General features: G+C 64.9%; 10 protein-coding genes. 4 read left to right on the top strand and 6 right to left on the bottom strand.

From position 1 onward, the window contains the following. The first annotated feature begins 45 nt into the window (after window positions 1–45). Window positions 46–2,367 carry a DNA topoisomerase IV subunit A gene (gene parC, locus GCT19_RS00505; RefSeq protein WP_018431605.1) on the top strand — a complete coding sequence of 774 codons (2,322 nt, stop codon included), beginning with the start codon at window positions 46–48 and terminating at the stop codon, window positions 2,365–2,367. Between the two features lie 290 nt (window positions 2,368–2,657). Next, complete coding sequence (locus GCT19_RS00500; protein ID WP_013088820.1) at window positions 2,658–3,116, top strand: CopD family protein; 459 nt, start codon at window positions 2,658–2,660, stop codon at window positions 3,114–3,116. A 51-nt stretch (window positions 3,117–3,167) separates the two neighbouring features. Here GCT19_RS00500 and GCT19_RS00495 read toward each other — a convergent pair whose 3' ends face one another. The 6 genes from GCT19_RS00495 to GCT19_RS00470 form a co-directional block, all read right to left on the bottom strand. Further along, window positions 3,168–4,376: a chromate transporter gene (locus GCT19_RS00495; RefSeq protein WP_018431603.1), complete on the bottom strand. Its 1,209-nt coding sequence runs from the start codon at window positions 4,374–4,376 to the stop codon at window positions 3,168–3,170. A 37-nt stretch (window positions 4,377–4,413) separates the two neighbouring features. Continuing rightward, a complete protein-coding gene (locus GCT19_RS00490; protein WP_026227942.1) occupies window positions 4,414–6,777 on the bottom strand; it encodes a bifunctional diguanylate cyclase/phosphodiesterase in 2,364 nt (787 codons plus the stop codon). Between the two features lie 485 nt (window positions 6,778–7,262). After that, window positions 7,263–8,162 (bottom strand): PhzF family phenazine biosynthesis protein, encoded by a 900-nt coding sequence (locus GCT19_RS00485; RefSeq protein ID WP_152850751.1) that lies wholly within the window; start codon window positions 8,160–8,162, stop codon window positions 7,263–7,265. Between the two features lie 196 nt (window positions 8,163–8,358). Continuing rightward, the gene (locus tag GCT19_RS00480) at window positions 8,359–8,823 is read right to left on the bottom strand and encodes a RidA family protein (RefSeq protein WP_152850750.1); all 465 of its coding nucleotides are present in this window, start codon (window positions 8,821–8,823) and stop codon (window positions 8,359–8,361) included. A 103-nt stretch (window positions 8,824–8,926) separates the two neighbouring features. Continuing rightward, window positions 8,927–10,123: an aminotransferase-like domain-containing protein gene (locus tag GCT19_RS00475; protein WP_152850749.1), complete on the bottom strand. Its 1,197-nt coding sequence runs from the start codon at window positions 10,121–10,123 to the stop codon at window positions 8,927–8,929. A gap of 120 nt (window positions 10,124–10,243) precedes the next feature. Continuing rightward, window positions 10,244–10,948, bottom strand: coding sequence for a VOC family protein (locus GCT19_RS00470; RefSeq protein ID WP_375791982.1), 705 nt, complete (start codon window positions 10,946–10,948; stop codon window positions 10,244–10,246). A 223-nt stretch (window positions 10,949–11,171) separates the two neighbouring features. Here GCT19_RS00470 and GCT19_RS00465 point away from each other — a divergent pair, with 223 nt between their 5' ends. Together GCT19_RS00465 and htpG are read left to right on the top strand one after the other, a co-directional pair. Beyond that, entirely contained in the window at window positions 11,172–12,629 is a 1,458-nt protein-coding gene (locus GCT19_RS00465; RefSeq protein WP_013088827.1) for an aminotransferase-like domain-containing protein, read from the top strand. A 133-nt stretch (window positions 12,630–12,762) separates the two neighbouring features. Next, on the top strand, window positions 12,763–14,661 hold the full coding sequence (gene htpG, locus GCT19_RS00460) for a molecular chaperone HtpG (RefSeq protein ID WP_018431596.1): 1,899 nt from the start codon (window positions 12,763–12,765) through the stop codon (window positions 14,659–14,661). Window positions 14,662–14,663: the final 2 nt, after the last annotated feature.

Raw genomic sequence — 14,663 nt, 5'->3', positions numbered from 1 at the left:
CCGCCGCATACGACACTTCAAGCCAAACACGGACACGGAATCTAGATGGACGACGATAACACTCTCGACCTTTTCAACGAGCCACCGGCGGACGGCGACGTGCTGACGCTCGGCAACTACGCGGAGCGCGCGTACCTCGAGTATGCGGTCAGCGTGGTCAAGGGCCGCGCGCTGCCGGACGTTTGCGACGGCCAGAAGCCGGTGCAGCGCCGCATCCTGTTCGCGATGAACGAGATGGGCCTCGGCGACAACGCGAAGCCGGTCAAATCGGCGCGCGTGGTCGGCGACGTGCTCGGCAAGTATCACCCGCACGGCGACCAGTCCGCGTACGACGCACTCGTGCGTCTCGCGCAGGACTTCTCGATGCGCTATCCGCTGATCGACGGTCAGGGCAACTTCGGCTCGCGCGACGGCGATGGCGCGGCGGCGATGCGATACACCGAAGCGCGTCTGACGCCGATCGCGAAGCTGCTGCTCGCCGAAATCGACCAGGGCACGGTCGACTTCATGCCGAACTACGACGGCTCGTTCGACGAGCCGAAGGTGTTGCCGGCGCGTCTGCCGTTCGTGCTGCTCAATGGCGCATCGGGCATCGCAGTCGGTCTCGCGACGGAGATTCCGTCGCACAACCTGCGCGAAGTCGCAAGCGCCGCGGTCGCGCTGATCCGCCATCCGAAGCTGTCGCACGCGGAGCTGATGCAGCATGTGCCGGGTCCGGATTTCCCGGGCGGCGGCCAGATCATTTCGAGCGAGGCGGAGATCGCCGCTGCGTACGAAACCGGCCGCGGCAGCCTGAAGGTGCGTGCGCGCTGGAAGATCGAAGATCTCGCGCGCGGCCAGTGGCAACTCGTGATCACTGAACTGCCGCCGAACACGGCCGCGCAGAAGGTCCTCGAGGAAATCGAAGAACAGACCAACCCGAAGATCAAGCTCGGCAAGAAGACGCTGACACCCGAGCAGTTGCAGACGAGGCAAACGCTGCTCGGGCTCGTCGATGCGGTGCGCGACGAGTCGGGCAAGGATGCGCCGGTGCGTCTCGTGTTCGAGCCGAAGTCGAGCCGCATCGATCAGACCGAGTTCGTCAACACGCTGCTCGCGCATACGAGCCTCGAATCGAACGCGCCGCTGAACATGGTGATGGTCGGCGGCGACGGCCGGCCGCGTCAGAAGGGCTTGAGCGAAATCCTGCACGAGTGGATCGCGTTCCGTTTCGCGACGGTCACGCGCCGCACGCGGCATCGTTTGTCGAAGGTCGACGACCGCATCCATATTCTCGAAGGCCGGATGATCGTCTTCCTGAATATCGACGAAGTGATCCGCATCATTCGCGAATCGGACGAGCCGAAGGTCGCGCTGATGGCCGCCTTCGGCCTCACGGACCGCCAGGCCGAAGACATTCTCGAAATCCGGCTGCGTCAGTTGGCGCGTCTCGAAAAGATCAAGATCGAGAAGGAACTGGCCGAGCTGCGCGAAGAGAAGGCCAAGCTCGAAGAGCTGCTCGGCAGCGAACCGGCGATGAAGCGCCAGTTGATCAAGGAAATCGAAGCCGACGCGAAGCAGTATGGCGACGAGCGCCGCACGCTGATCCAGCAGGAAAAGCGCGCTACGTTCGAAGCGCGCGTGGTCGACGAACCGGTCACGGTCGTGGTGTCGCAGAAGGGCTGGGTGCGCGCGCTGAAGGGCCACGGGCTCGATACCGCGGGCTTCACCTTCAAGGCCGGCGACGGTCTCTATGCGGCGTTCCAGTGCCGCACCCCGGACACGCTGATCGCGTGGGGCAGCAACGGGCGCGTCTATTCGGTCGCGGTGGCTCAATTGCCGGGCGGACGTGGCGACGGCGTGCCGGTCACATCGCTGATCGAACTCGAATCGGGCAGCCATCTGATGCATTACTACGCGGCGTCGGCGGATCAGGCGCTGCTGCTCGCGTCGAGCAACGGCTTCGGCTTCATCGCGAAGGTCGGCGACATGGTGAGCCGCGTGAAGGCCGGCAAGTCGTTCATGACGATCGACGCCGGTGCCGCACCGCTCGCACCGATGCCGATGCTGCCGGATGCGGCGCAAGTCGCGTGTCTGTCGTCGGGCGGACGTCTGCTCGTGTTCGGCCTCGATGAGATGAAGACGCTGTCGGGCGGCGGCCGTGGCGTCACGCTGATGGCGCTCGACGACAAGGAAACGCTGGTGCAGGCGCTCGCGATCAACAAGGCCGGCGTGATGCTGATCGGCACACGCCGCGGCGGACGCGTCGACGAGGAGAAACTGGCCGGCGCCGAGCTTGCGGCGCATGTCGGCAAACGCGCGCGCAAGGGGCGCACACCCGACAGTAAGATGAAGCTCGACGGCATGCGTCCGGTGCTGCCGGCTTAGTGGAGTCGATTTAACGAAGTTTGACGCTGTAAAGCCACGGGCGCCTGCTAGCATGCGGGGCGCTCGCGGTCTGCCACAAAAAGTCCGTCGCGCGAAGGGTGTGGAAGCAAACGGGGTGCGGCGGCGTCGCGGTCAGATGAAGGGGCCGCGATCACCACGACAAAATACGATGCAATAGACGTCGATACCCGGAACTGCCCGCATCACGTATGGTCGAACGCGCTCAGTTGCTGCTGAGCAGGATCAAGTGTCCAAACGGTGTGGCGTCGTCGTCGGGAGAGGAAAACTACATGAACAAGGCTATCGAAGTCGCGCTTTTTCTGCATCTGCTCGGGGTCGCGGTGTGGGTCGGCGGTATGGTGTTCGCGCATTTCTGTCTACGCCCGGCGCTCGGCGATCTGTCGCCGCAACTGCGCTTGCCGCTGTGGGAGTCGGTGTTCGGCCGCTTCTTCAACTGGGTCGGGGTCTCGGTGCTCGTGATCCTGATCAGCGGCGGATTTCTGCTAATGCAATTCGGCGGCGGTCATGCTACCTGGCCGCTGCATGCGATGGCCGGTCTCGGCATCGTGATGATGCTGATCTTCGGGCATATCCGCTTCGCCGTGTATCCGCGCATTCGCCGCGCCGTGCAGGCGCAGAAGTGGCCCGATGGCGCGCGGGCGGTCGGTACGGTCCGCCGTCTCGTGCTGATCAATCTCGTGCTGGGTGTCGTGACGATCGGCGTCGCGGTGCTGTCGCGCGGGTTCTGATCATCCGCCGATCGCCAACGGCGCAACAGGCGTCGTGCGGCCCGCGACGCGTCACGTCGTGACGCCGTACGCGAGCCATAAACCGCACGCCACCGCCACCATTGCATACACGGCGTACACCGGTACCTTCAGCTTCGCGAAGCACATTGCGGAGAACGTCGCGGTCAACAGATAGATCGGTTCCAGCGGTACATGCGCGGCAATGCGCAGTACCGCGACCGCGAGAAAGGCGGTCGTGACCGCGCGCAGAATCCTCATGCCGTGCTCGAAGCGCGGGTTCACCTTCAACTGATGCAGATGCCGCTGCGCGAGCACGACGAGGCAGCCCGACGGCACGAATAGCGCGAGCGTCGCGATCAGCGCGCCGAGCCAGCCATCGACGAGATAGCCGAAGAACGGCACCACGTTCAGCAGCGGACCGGGAGACAACGGCGACAGCGTAAACGCGAGCGTGAAGTCGTTATCGGATACGCCGATCGCCGGCGTGACGAACAGCGTCTTCAGCACCGGCAACGCCGAGAAGCCACCACCGAACAGCGTCATGCCGGCGCCCGCGAGGCGCGGCCACAGCAGCGCGAGGTCATAGCGGTGCGGCAGCGGCAGCGCAAACAGCACGAGCAGCACGCCGAGCGCGGCCAGCAGGCGATAGTCGCCGCGCCGGAGCGACACGGCCAGCCGCGAGTCGCGCTCCGGACTCGCGAACCAGCCGGTGCCGAAAGCCGCGCCCAACATCACCACATACGCCGCGGCGCTGTGCGCGTACAGCAGTGCGATGCTGGCGAGCAGCGCCGCCGCCCATTCGAGCTTGCCGCGCACGAGCGCGCGCGTCTGCTTGTACCAGGTCACCGCGATCAGTGTCGCAAGCACGACGCTGAAGTGATGCAGCAATGTCTGCGACGCGATCGTGTGCACGACGGGCGTGCGGTAGAAGATCGCGAACAGCGTCATCAGTGTGAAGAAGGGCAGCACGCTCGCCACACCGGCGACCCATGCGCCCGCGCGTCCGCGCAATGCGTGCCCGAGCTGCACGGCGACGTTGCAGCCGACGGGTCCCGGCACCATCCACGCGAGCGCGATCAGATCCGAGAACGCCACGCGCGAGAGCCGCCCCTCGCGTTCCACGTAGTGGTGTTCGAGCTGCGCCATCAGCGCGAGGCCGCCCCACGACAGCGCCGACAAGCCGCACACGACGCGGAACAGCGTCCATAGCGGTTCCCGTCGCCCGCGGCGGGCAGCCTCCTCGCTCGTGATGGTCGGCATCTGCGCTGCGGGGGCCCGCGGCGCGGGCGCCCGTCCTTTAATTGTTGGTGCTGGATACGCTGCTTGCGCTGTCGGCTTCGTGCGCGACGCGGCGGCCGCTGGTGTTGTTCATGCCGCATACCCCGAAGCGCTCGAGCAGCGCCGGAATCGCCTCGACCGGCACCGGACGCGAGAACAGGAAGCCCTGCGCCTCAATATGGCCGAGCGCGGCCAGCCAGGCAATCTGCTCTTCAGTCTCCGTGCCTTCGACCACCACCGTGAGCCCGAGCGAGCGCGCGAGATTGACGATCGCGGTGACCATCACGCAGACGCTGCGGTCGCCCGGGATCGCCTGGACGAACGAGCGGTCCACCTTCAACGTGTCGACGGCGAAGCGGTTCAGATAGGACAGCGATGAGTAGCCGGTGCCGAAATCGTCGAGCGCGATGCGTACGCCGAGACGCTTCAACGCGAAGATTTTTTCGGAGACGACTTCCGGAAATTCCATCATCGTCGTTTCGGTGATTTCGAGTTCGAGGCGGCGCGCTGAGATGCCGGTTTCCTCGATCGCACGCGAGATCGTTTCGTACAGATCGCCGCGCCAGAACTGCACCGCCGAAATGTTCACCGCGAGCGACAGCGTGTCGTAGCCCTGCTGCTGCCATTGCGCGAGCTGACGGCATGCGGTCTCGATCACGAAGTCGCCGATCGGCACGATCAACCCGGTCGACTCGGCCACCGGGATGAACTCGTTGGCAGGGATCAGCCCGTGCTGCGGATGGTTCCAGCGCACGAGCGCTTCGAAGCCGGTGATGCAGCGACGCGCCAGATCGATCTTCGGCTGGTAGGCGAGGAACAGTTGCCCTTGGGCCAGCGCGACCCGCAGCTGCTGTTCCCACTTCATCAAGTGGTCCGCGCGATGCGACAGATGCGGCGAATAGAACTGGTAGCAGTTCTTGCCGGCGTCCTTCGCGCTGTACATCGCGAGGTCGGCTTTCTTCAGCAGGTCGATCTCGCTTTCGTTGGCGACCGAGTACAGTGCGATGCCGATGCTCGCATGCAGCACGAACGAACTGCCGCGCACGTCGAACGGCTTCGAGAACGCTTCGCTGGCAGCTTCGGCGAGCGCGACCGCGCGCTTCTCCACATCGTCGCCCTTGATCACGACGACGAACTCGTCGCCGCCGATGCGGCTCAGCGTGCCTTCGTCGCCGACCGCGGTCGCGAGGCGCGAGGCCGTCATCTGCAGCACGATGTCGCCGGCGTTGTGGCCGAGCGTGTCGTTGACGGTCTTGAAGTTGTCGAGGTCGATAAAAAGAATTGCGAGGCGGCCGAGATTGAACGGCTGCGCGACGTCGTGGCGCAGCGCCTGCAGCGTCGCGTAGCGATTGCGCAGCCCGGTCAACAGGTCGTATTCGACGAGGTGCGTCATCTCGCGCTCGCGGCCGAGCAGCTTGCCGATCAGGCCGGTCGCGACGCCGAAGAAGCTGAGCATCGCGAGCGAGATGAAGCCCGCCATCAACAGATAGACGTTGCGCGTGTGGTTGTAGTCGGCGAATTCTTCGCCCTGCGAGAGGCCGACGAGCACGCCGAGCGGATAGCCGTCGATGTGCCGGTACGACACGATGCGTGTGACGTTGTCGATCGAATCGACGTAGGTGCCCGACACGTGCTCCGAAGTCGGATACGTGCCGCTCGCGGTGAACGTGCTGCTGGTTTTGTTGGCGTTGCCGGTACGGCGCGCGAGCACGGTGCCGTTGTCGGAGATCACCGCGATCACGCCTTCGCGGCCGATCGCCGCGTTGTTGTAGAAGTCCGAGGTGAAGTAGCTCGGGTCTTCGGACACCACGACGACGCCCGCGAACGAGCCGTCAGGATGATTCAGGCGCCGCGTCATCTGCAGCGTCCAGTGACCCGAGATGCGGCCGAGCACCGGCTTGCTGATGTATAGCTGGTCGTCGTTCTCGTGCTCGTGGACCTTGAAGTGCTCGCGATCGGACAGGTCGATGTGAGCGGGATTCAGTTCTGCCGTATTGGCGATCAGTCTGCCGTGCTCGTCGATCAGCGACACCTGCACGAGCGTTTCGCTTTGCACGACGCCTTTTTCGACCGTGCTCGCGAGATCGAAATGATTAGGCGTCTTTTCGAACTCGTACTTGACGAAGCGCGTGATTTGATCGACCTGGTGAATCGCCTTGACGGTGTGCTGCTCGAGCGCGGAGGAAAGGATGGCGGAAGACGCCATCGCTTCGCGATACGTCGCGTCTTTCTCCACCGATAGCCGCGCGAAGATCACGGTCCACAGCAGGATCAATACGAGTACGCCGAGTGCTGGAATAACGAGCAACGCGCGCCGCCGCGTGATCATCGGATCGCGTCGCGGCCTGGCTTCGCGCGAATCGGAGAAGCGGGACTGAGTCATCGCGCGGCCCTTGGCTGGGGATGGGTCGCTTGCAAACGCACGGGCATCGACTGCGCGAAACAAATGGAAGGCTGCATGGTGGCCAAGGTGCCAAAGCTGCTGCGCAGGAGGAGAGGGCGTGGCGCCGCGCCTGACCGTCCACAGGTCATCGGATACGACCGCTATATACCGTTCGATATTACTGAATGCCACTGGATTAAGGAAGGGTCCGGGCATGGGGTATACGCGGGCGCGGCGGGCGCCTCGGCCCCGCGTTCATGAGCCCTGCATGGCCGGTCTCCAGCTCGCGATCGATCATTGATTCTTCGAGTATTTCATCGGAGATGGGGCGGCGCAGTGCGCGGTCTCTGGCAAGGGTTTTGCCATCCATTCGCCATGAATTCGGACAACCAGGTATGGCGACGCCATAGTGCTGCGGCTTTTTGTGGTGTGAAGCGGCGACATGCGGCATGTCTCGGTGCTTTGCGCGCGAGGCCGCGGTCCACTTACGCGAGCCGGCACGTGCCTTCGATGATCGTCACCGAAGGCCCGCCGATCCAGATCTTGCCGCGTGCATCGTCATAGTGGACCGACACGTCGCCTGCGCGCCCGAGCACGGTGCCCTGACGCGCCGTGTAGCGTGTGCCGGGACGACGTTGCTGCAGGCTCAGCAGACCCGCGAGCGCGGCGTTGGCGCTGCCCGTCACCGGGTCTTCGCCGGTGCCGAAGCCGCCGCCTGCCATCAGGCAACGGACTTCGAACGTCGCTGGGCCGTCGGCGTCGTGCGGCCCGTATACGGCGACGCCGTGCGTGTCGACCGAATGCACGAGCTCGGCGAGCGCCGCCGCATCGGGTTCGAGCGCGAGGCAGGCGCGTGCCGACTCGACCCGCACGACGAGCCACGGCGCGCCGTTATCCACCGCGCATGGCGGCGCGCTGAAGTCGATCGCCTGACTACGTAAAGCCGTAGACAGCGCCTCGTAACGATTCTCGGCGAGCGGCGTCACGCGCGCGGGCGGCGCGGCGAACGCCCATGCGCCGTGCGTAGCGTTGGCGCCATCGAGCGCTTCGAGTTCGACCAGACCTACGCCGCATTGCTGAATCAGCTTGCCGGCCTGCTTCGGCCGGTAGCCGCTTTCGCGCAAAGCATGCGCGGTGCCAAGCGTCGGATGACCGGCGAACGGCAACTCGCCGCCCGGCGTGAAGATGCGCACGCGATAGTCGGCGGCGGCATCGGTCGGCTTCAGCAGAAAAGTGGTTTCGGACAGATTGGTCCAGCGTGCGATGGCCTGCATCTGCGTGGTATCGAGCGTATCGGCATCGAACACGACGGCAAGCGGATTGCCCTTGAACGGTGTCGACGTGAACACGTCGACCTGTTTGAAGCGAACGGTGTGAGCGGACATCGACAGGCCCCGGCGCAATGGACGTTGAGGGAGTTCGCGGATTCTATCCCCCTGCGCGGCGGCGATCCACCGTCGCCATAAAACAAAAACGCGCCGCCGGTGCGTGACACCAGACAGCGCGTTCGCATCGCGATGCGGCGTGAATTATTTGCGCATCTCACGCGGCATCGCCTGCATCGGCATATCGCTTCGATGCTTATTCGACCTCGGCGATCAGCTCGATCTCGACGCACGCGCCCAGCGGAATCTGCGCAACGCCGAACGCCGAGCGGGCGTGCTTGCCTCGCTCGCCGAACACGTCGGCGATCAGCTCGGACGCGCCGTTGGTGACCACATGCTGCTCGGTGAACTCGAGCGTCGAGTTCACGAGGCTCATCAGCTTGACGATGCGCGTGACGCGGTTCAGATCGCCGACGTGCGCATGCAACGTGGCGAGCAGATCGATCGCGATCGAGCGCGCCGCGGCCTTGCCTTCGTCGGTGCCGAGCGTCGCGCCGAGCTTGCCGACCCAAACCTGGCCGTCCTTCTTCGCGATGTGGCCCGACAGGTACACCGTGTTGCCGCTTTGCGCGCTCATCACATAGGCCGCTGCCGGCGCACCCGCTGCCGGCAGTTCGATGCCGAGTTCCTTGAGCTTGTCGTACACATTCGATTGAGCCATGTCGTGTCCTCGTTTCGGTGAGATTGCATGAATGCAGGCGGGGCGAAGTCCGCACGCAACGCGCGTGCAAACTTCGCCCCGGTGGCAGTGCGGCTAACGCCGTTTAGATTTTCGCGCGCACGAGTGCGCCGAGACGCGCCACGCCTTCGTCGATTTTAGCGGGTGGCACGGTGACGAACGACAGACGCAGCGTGTTGTGCTGCGCTTCGCTCGCAAAGAACGGAGCGCCCGGCACGAACGCGACGTTCTGCGCGACCGCTTCCTCGAGCAGCTTCATCGTGTCGATGCCCGCCGGCAGCTTGACCCAGATGAACATGCCGCCTTCGGGACGGTTCCAGCTGACGCCTTCGGGCATATAGCGTTCCAGCGCGGTGAGCATCGCGTCGCACTGGTTGCGATACAGCTCGCGGATCGTCGGCACGTGCGTGTCGAGGAAGCCGTCCTTGACCACTTCGTGCACGATGCGCTGCGTGAAGCTCGGCGTGTGCAGGTCGGTGGCCTGCTTGGCCTGCACGAGTTTGAAGATCAGCTCCTCGGGCGCGATGATGAAGCCGACGCGCAGACCCGGCGCGAGCACCTTCGAAAACGAGCCCAGATAGACGATGTGATCCGGCGCCATCGACAGCATCGTCGGCAGCGGTTCGCCCGCGTAGTCGAGCGCGCCGTAGGGATCGTCCTCGATCACCGGGAACGGCGCGCTCTTCGCGAACTCGGCGAGCGCGCGGCGGCGCTCGACCGGCAGACGACGGCCGGTCGGATTCTGGAAATTCGGCTGCGTGTACAGCAGACGCGCGCCTTTGGTCAGTTCCGGCTTCAGGCCTTCCGGGATCAGGCCGTGGTCGTCGGTCGGCACCTGCACGTAGTGCGGCTCGTACATCGAGAACGATTGCAGCGCGCCGAGATAGGTCGGCGTTTCGACCAGCACCGGGCTATCGACACAGACCAGCACCTTGCCGAGCAGGTCGAGCGCCTGCTGCGAGCCGGTGGTGATCAGCACCTGCGACGGGCGGATCTGCGCGCCGTTGATCGAGTAGCGTTGCGCGACCCATTCGCGCAGCGGCAGATAGCCTTCGGTCGCGCTGTACTGCAGCGCCGCGGCGGGCGTGTCGCGCAGGATGCGGTCGGATGCCTCGCGCATGCGCTCGGCCGGGAAGGTGGCCGGCGAGGGCAGGCCGCCGGCGAAGGAGATGACTTCGGGCCGTTCCGTGACCTTCAGGATTTCGCGAATCGCGGAGCTGGTGAGCTTGCGCGCGCGTTCGGACAATTGCCACGTCGGGGCTTTCAGGTCGCTTTGGTCCATGATCTCCTCTGCTGGTATTTCTGGAACCGGTCAAAACTTCAATTATCGCGCGACTCGGCAACCGTTGCCGCTCGGGATGCCACCGGGATGGCCACGGCAGTTGCCCCAATCACGCGCTGCTTATCCGAGGGTTCGCGGACCCTCGGGTGTTTCAAATTCGGCGACGAGCGCCGCGGCGCCATCGGTCGGCTGGACGTCGAGCAGGTGCGCAGCACCGAGCCAGCGCAGTTGCTCGCCAATCACCTCTGGCCGCGGATGCACGGCTTTCAACGCTTTCAGCGCGAGGTTCGTCGGCGCCAGCGACTGCGACGGATGCCGCGTCGAGTCCCACTGGATCAGCGAAGGCAGCACGCCGTCGCCGGCGCCTTGCCAGGCGGGGAACGATCCGTCGTCGGGCACCGTCAGGCCCCACGTGAACTCGCCGCGCGTCATCGGCACGACCGGCGCGATGCGCTGTGGATACTGCGCCTGCCACGTCGCCAGATGCTTCGGCCGCTCGACGCGCGCGACCCAATGCGACAGATACGGCCCGTTTTCGAGTCGCGCCTGCGTCGCCGGGTCGTCGAGCGCGAACAGGCGCGGGCGCGGCTCGGTGCCATCGGTTGCGTTGGCCACGGCGCGCGGATCGATCGCGATCACTTCCAGGTAGACGCCGCCCCATAGGCCGAGCAGGCGATTGTGGGTCCGCATCAGCGGATGCGCGCCGCCGCCGGCCGGCGCGACGCCCAGGGTATCGGCGACGTACTGGACGCCTTCGTCCAGCGTGCGCGCGGAGACGACGAGATGATCGAGACTGATGAGCGATGGGGCTGTCAGGGCTGTCATGGCGGATCGACGGAAAACGCTGTTCTGCGCAGGGGCCAGTTGCGCGCCACGCTTGAAGGCTGCGCTGCCGGGGCCGTAAGCATAACCGTTTGCCGGATCGGCGGGCCATGCGGATGGTTTCGTATGCCGCGACCATCCTTCGCTGGAATCAAATGTAACGGCCATGACCTGCACAGTAACGGTACAATCGACTCGATACTGTTCGGTACAGTTGGAGCCCGTCATGTCCGTCCCGCTTGCCCAGATTCCCGCCCCGCACGATACCGCGTCGCTGACGCTGGTCGAACAGCTCGTCCAGTGGGCGCGGCGCCGCATCGAGGAGCGCGTGTTCCGCCCCGGCATGCGCATGCCGTCGATCCGCAAGCTCGCGCTCGACAAGGGCGTGTCGCGCTTCACGGTGGTCGAAGCGTACGAGCGGCTCGTCGCGCAGGGTTTCCTGGAGTCGCGGCGCGGCTCCGGCTTCTATGTGCGCGAGCGCCAGGGCGGCGCGGCGACCGTCTCCGAACTGCACGCCCGCGCCGAGACACTGCCCGCGCCGGCCAATATCGACGTCGTCTGGCTGCTGCGCAACATGCTGCATACCGGCGCGCGGCCCGAGCGCAGTCCGGGGCTCGGCTATCTGCCGGCCCGCTGGCTCGACGGCGACCTGATCACCAACGCGCTGCGCACGCTCGGCCGGCAAAGCGGCATGCAGATGCTCGGCATCGGCACCGCGCAAGGCTTCCTGCCGCTGCGCCAGCAGTTGCAGACGCGTCTCGAGGAGCTGGAGATCGGCGCGTCGCCCGAGCAGATCGTGATGGTCTCCGGCATCACCCAGGCGATCGACCTGATTTCGCGCATCTACGTGAAGCCGGGCGACGCGGTAATCGTCGGCGATCCGGCGTGGTTCCAGATGTTCGGCTGCTTCGCGTCGCAGGGCGCGCGGTTGGTCGGCATGCCGTACACGCCGGACGGTCCCGATCTCGACGCGCTCGAAGCCCTGGTCCAGGAATGGCGTCCCAAAATGCTGGTGATCAACTCGGTGCTGCAAAACCCGACCGGCACCTCGCTGAGCGCCGCGCAGGCGTTCCGCATCCTGCGGCTCGCCGAGGCATACGACTTCATCGTCGTCGAGGACGATATCTACGGCGACCTGTGCCCGCCCGGCTACCCGGGTACGCGGCTCGCGAGCCTCGACCAGTTGAAGCGTGTGATCTACCTCGGCAGCTTTTCGAAGACGCTCGCGCCGAATCTGCGCGTCGGTTTCATCGCGTGCGCGCCGGAAGTCGCGATGGTGGTCAGCAATCAGAAGATGCTGGTCGGCATGACGAGCCCCGAACTCAACGAGCGAGTGATCTACAAGATCCTGACCGAGGGCCACTACCGGCGGCACGTCGAGCGCATCCGCGCGCGGCTCGACGGCGTGCGCGAGAAGGCTGTGCGGATGATCGAGAAGGCCGGCATGAAGCTGTTCCTGACGCCGACGGCCGGCATGTTCCTGTGGGCCGACACCGGCGTCGACGCGGGCGCGCTCGCCGCGGCCGGGCACGAAGCTGGCTTTCTGCTGACGCCGGGCGGCCTGTTCTCGCCGCAGCAGTCGCCGAGCACGTGGATGCGCTTCAATATCGCCAATTGCGGCGACCCTGAATTACCGGCGTTCCTGAGCCGATATCTCGACGGCGTCGCGCGCCGCGCCTCTTGAAACAGTGCCGGAGCGTCCCCATTTGCGCGGACGATCCGGCGGTCCGGCGATCCGGCACGGCAGGGCCGAACCGGGGTTTGAATCCGCTTCGGCCGCCACCTATCCCCATTCGCAACAGAGAGGAAGTCCGACCATGGCACAAGAAACCATGAGCTTTCAGGCAGAAGTGAAGCAACTTCTGCAACTGATGATCCATTCGCTGTACAGCAACAAGGAAATCTTTTTGCGCGAGCTGATCTCGAACGCGTCCGACGCGGCCGACAAGCTGCGCTTCGAGGCGATCGAAAACAGCGCACTGTACGAGAACGATCCGAACCTGCGGATTCGCGTGTCGTACGACAAGGCCGCGCGCACCGTCACGATCGACGACAACGGCATCGGCATGAGCCGCGACGAAACGATCGCGCACCTCGGCACGATCGCGCGTTCGGGCACCAAGGAATTCTTCGGCAAGCTGTCGGGCGACCAGCAGAAGGACGCGGCGCTGATCGGCCAGTTCGGCGTGGGCTTCTACTCGGGCTTCATCGTCGCCGACAAGATCACCGTCGAGACGCGCCGCGCCGGTTTGCCGGCCGCGGAAGGCGTGCGCTGGGTCAGCGCGGGCGAAGGGGATTTCGCGGTCGAGACGATCGAGCGCGCCGCGCGCGGCACGACCATCACGCTGCATCTGCGTGCCGACGAGGACGAGCTGCTGTCGTCGTATCGCTTGAAGTCGATCATCCAGAAGTACTCGGACCACGTCGCGCTGCCGATCCTGATGCAGAAGGAAGAGTGGGACGCGGAAAAGAGCGAGATGGTCACGAAGGACGAGGACGAGACCGTCAACCAGGCGAGCGCGCTGTGGACCCGTTCGAAGAACGACATCACCGACGATCAATACAAGCAGTTCTACCAGCACATCTCGCACGACCATCAGGACCCGCTGACGTGGACGCATAACCGCGTCGAAGGCCGCAGCGAATACACGCAACTGCTGTACGTGCCGGCGCACGCGCCGTTCGATCTGTGGAACCGCGAGCAGCGCGGCGGGCTGAAGCTGTACGTGAAGCGCGTGTTCATCATGGACGACGCCGAGCAACTGCTGCCCACGTATCTGCGTTTCGTGAAGGGTGTGGTCGATTCGGCCGATCTGCCGCTCAACGTGTCGCGCGAGATTCTGCAGGAAAGCCGCGACGTGAAGGCGATCCGCGAAGGCGTGACGAAGCGCGCGCTGTCGATGCTGGAAGAACTGGCGAATTCGGATGAAGCCGCCGATAAGGAAAAGTACGCCAGCTTCTGGAAGGAATTCGGCCAGGTGCTGAAGGAAGGCATCGGCGAGGACTTCGCCAATCGCGAGCGCGTCGCGAAGCTCGTGCGCTTTGCGACGACGCATACGGGCACGGCCGAGCAGACCGTGTCGCTGGCCGACTACGTCGCTCGCATGAAGCCCGAGCAGACGAAGATCTACTACGTGACCGCCGACACCTGGCAAGCCGCGTCGAACAGCCCGCATCTCGAAGTGTTCCGCAAGAAGGGCGTCGAAGTGCTGCTGCTGACCGATCGCGTCGATGAATGGATGCTGTCGTTCCTCAACGAATTCGACGGTAAGCCGCTGCAAAGCGTCGCGCGCGGCGACCTCGATCTCGGCGCGCTCAACGATGAGGAAAAGCAGGCGCAGGAAAAGATCGGCGAAGAGTTCAAGCCGCTCGTCGAGAAGATGAAGGAAGCGCTGAAGGACAAGGCGAAGGACGTGCGTCTGACGTTCCGCCTGACCGACTCGCCGTCGTGCCTCGTCGCCGACGACGGCGAAATGAGCGGCTACCTGCAGCGCATGCTGAAGGCCGCGGGCCAGCAGGCGCCGGAATTCCATCCGATTCTCGAAGTGAACCCGGAGCACGCGCTCGTCAAGGGTCTGCATGCCGATAGCGCGAATTTCGACGACTGGTGCCATCTGCTGTTCGATCAGGCACTGCTCGCCGAAGGCGGCGCGCTGGAAGATCCGGCGAGCTTCGTGAAGCGGACCAATGCGTTGCTGCTGTCGCGCGCGGGTTGAGT

Origin of the sequence: Paraburkholderia atlantica, from assembly GCF_009362785.1 — a bacterium.
Classification (GTDB): domain Bacteria; phylum Pseudomonadota; class Gammaproteobacteria; order Burkholderiales; family Burkholderiaceae; genus Paraburkholderia; species Paraburkholderia atlantica.
The sequence above is the reverse complement of the archived record's forward strand: the minus strand, read 5'-3'. Positions and strand labels throughout refer to the sequence as shown.

What these genes read in the sequence shown, in the direction of transcription:
- parC (WP_018431605.1), top strand. Translation starts at nt 46, where the DNA reads ATGGACGACGATAACACTCTCGACCTTTTCAACGAGCCACCGGCGGAC.
- GCT19_RS00500 (WP_013088820.1), top strand. Translation starts at nt 2,658, where the DNA reads ATGAACAAGGCTATCGAAGTCGCGCTTTTTCTGCATCTGCTCGGGGTC.
- GCT19_RS00495 (WP_018431603.1), bottom strand. Translation starts at nt 4,376, where the DNA reads ATGCCGACCATCACGAGCGAGGAGGCTGCCCGCCGCGGGCGACGGGAA.
- GCT19_RS00490 (WP_026227942.1), bottom strand. Translation starts at nt 6,777, where the DNA reads ATGACTCAGTCCCGCTTCTCCGATTCGCGCGAAGCCAGGCCGCGACGC.
- GCT19_RS00485 (WP_152850751.1), bottom strand. Translation starts at nt 8,162, where the DNA reads ATGTCCGCTCACACCGTTCGCTTCAAACAGGTCGACGTGTTCACGTCG.
- GCT19_RS00480 (WP_152850750.1), bottom strand. Translation starts at nt 8,823, where the DNA reads ATGGCTCAATCGAATGTGTACGACAAGCTCAAGGAACTCGGCATCGAA.
- GCT19_RS00475 (WP_152850749.1), bottom strand. Translation starts at nt 10,123, where the DNA reads ATGGACCAAAGCGACCTGAAAGCCCCGACGTGGCAATTGTCCGAACGC.
- GCT19_RS00470 (WP_375791982.1), bottom strand. Translation starts at nt 10,948, where the DNA reads ATGACAGCCCTGACAGCCCCATCGCTCATCAGTCTCGATCATCTCGTC.
- GCT19_RS00465 (WP_013088827.1), top strand. Translation starts at nt 11,172, where the DNA reads ATGTCCGTCCCGCTTGCCCAGATTCCCGCCCCGCACGATACCGCGTCG.
- htpG (WP_018431596.1), top strand. Translation starts at nt 12,763, where the DNA reads ATGGCACAAGAAACCATGAGCTTTCAGGCAGAAGTGAAGCAACTTCTG.